This is a genomic window from Streptomyces sp. NPDC044921, from assembly GCF_056432865.1.
In genome coordinates this window covers 1,513-3,086 of sequence record NZ_JBWKIF010000047.1, presented here as the reverse complement: position 1 = coordinate 3,086, position 1,574 = coordinate 1,513, and the positions used below count along the sequence as shown (strand labels likewise).

Below are 1,574 nucleotides of genomic sequence, written 5' to 3'. Positions count from 1 at the left end.
GCACTTCTTACCGATCCCTTCGGGGTGAGGTCAGAGGCCAGTACATCAGCGAACGTCTGATGCTGGTTGCTCATGGGTGGAACGTTGACTACTCGGCACGGTTCAGGATGGATCAGGCGCTAGTACTGCCCTTTGGGGCGTGGAACGCTGATCTGGTCAGCTGATCGTGTCGGGCACGCTGTTGGGTGTCTGAGGGAATGGATTTTTCCTCAGCGCCGGCCCCAGTGCACTCGCCTCTAGGAGGTGGGGTGATGGGTGGCTGGTCGTTGTTTGAGAACTGCACAGTGGACGCGAGCATCTGTGGCCAAGTTTTTAAGGGCGCACGGTGGATGCCTTGGCACCAGGAACCGATGAAGGACGTGGGAGGCCACGATAGGCCCCGGGGAGTCGTCAACCAGGCTTTGATCCGGGGGTGTCCGAATGGGGAAACCCGGCAGTCGTCATGGGCTGTCACCCGCTGCTGAACACATAGGCAGTGTGGAGGGAACGCGGGGAAGTGAAACATCTCAGTACCCGCAGGAAGAGAAAACAACCGTGATTCCGGGAGTAGTGGCGAGCGAAACTGGATGAGGCTAAACCGTATACGTGTGAGACCCGGCAGGGGTTGCGTATGCGGGGTTGTGGGATCTCTCTTTCACGGTCTGCCGGCCGTGGGACGAGTCAGAAACCGTTGATGTAGGCGAAGGACATGCGAAAGGTCCGGCGTAGAGGGTAAGACCCCCGTAGTCGAAACGTCAGCGGCTCGTTTGAGAGACACCCAAGTAGCACGGGGCCCGAGAAATCCCGTGTGAATCTGGCGGGACCACCCGCTAAGCCTAAATATTCCCTGGTGACCGATAGCGGATAGTACCGTGAGGGAATGGTGAAAAGTACCCCGGGAGGGGAGTGAAATAGTACCTGAAACCGTGTGCCTACAAGCCGTGGGAGCGTCGGACGTCAGCTTGCTGGCGTCTCGTGACTGCGTGCCTTTTGAAGAATGAGCCTGCGAGTTTGCGGTGTGTTGCGAGGTTAACCCGGGTGGGGTAGCCGTAGCGAAAGCGAGTCCGAATAGGGCGTTTGAGTAGCACGCTCAAGACCCGAAGCGGAGTGATCTAGCCATGGGCAGGTTGAAGCGGAGGTAAGACTTCGTGGAGGACCGAACCCACCAGGGTTGAAAACCTGGGGGATGACCTGTGGTTAGGGGTGAAAGGCCAATCAAACTCCGTGATAGCTGGTTCTCCCCGAAATGCATTTAGGTGCAGCGTCGTGTGTTTCTTGCCGGAGGTAGAGCACTGGATAGGCGATGGGCCCTACCGGGTTACTGACCTTAGCCAAACTCCGAATGCCGGTAAGTGAGAGCGCGGCAGTGAGACTGTGGGGGATAAGCTCCATGGTCGAGAGGGAAACAGCCCAGAGCATCGACTAAGGCCCCTAAGCGTACGCTAAGTGGGAAAGGATGTGGAGTCGCAGAGACAACCAGGAGGTTGGCTTAGAAGCAGCCACCCTTGAAAGAGTGCGTAATAGCTCACTGGTCTAGTGATTCCGCGCCGACAATGTAGCGGGGCTCAAGCGTACCGCCGAAGTCGTGTCATTGC

Annotated in this window: 1 rRNA gene (running past one end of the window); it reads left to right on the top strand. The window is 57.8% G+C overall.

Annotated elements, in window-relative coordinates:
• The first annotated feature begins 302 nt into the window (after positions 1-302).
• Positions 303-1,574, top strand: a 23S ribosomal RNA gene (locus AC07DA_RS36035); it runs 1,490 nt beyond the window's last position.